The 521-nt window shown below is 66.8% G+C and carries 1 protein-coding gene; it reads right to left on the minus strand.

Going from position 1 to position 521, the window contains the following annotated elements; all coding sequences use genetic code 11:
* Nucleotides 1–80: 80 nt before the first annotated feature.
* Nucleotides 81–521: septal ring lytic transglycosylase RlpA family protein (locus tag AC1D00_RS44775; RefSeq protein WP_477015170.1), on the minus strand; the 441-nt coding region annotated here is incomplete at its 5' end.

Consider the following 521-nt stretch of genomic DNA (forward strand, 5'->3'; position numbering starts at 1 on the left):
GCTCCACTCACGTCATTACCGACGGCAACAAAAAGCCGCCGTCCCCCAAGACGGCGGGCTTGTTTCAAGCGTGATGCGCCCTAGGAGATGACTTCCGCGGTGACGCGGCCGACGCCGGCGCCGGTGAGGCCGATGGCGCGCGCAGCACCCGTGGAGAGATCGAGGACGCGGCCGCGAATGAAGGGGCCACGGTCATTGATGGTGACGATGACGCTCGAGCCGCCATGGGTGACGCGCAGCTTGGTGCCGAACGGCAGCGAACGGTGCGCCGCGGTCATGGCGTTCTGGTTGAAGCGCTGGCCCGAAGCGGTCCTGCTGCCGGACTCGTTGCCGTAATAGGAGGCCATGCCGGAGAAGCTGTGCCCGGTGCCCGAGGACGGCGTCATCGCCGCGTTGGCGTTGCGCCAATCCGAGCCGGCATTGGAGTCGTTCTGGGCGGCGTGGTGGCGATGATGGTGCCGGTGATGCCTGGATTTGGCGGACGCTTCGGTGGCGGTTCCGCCAATGAGAAGAGTTGCGGC

The organism is Bradyrhizobium sp. P2_E8 (assembly GCF_056403875.1).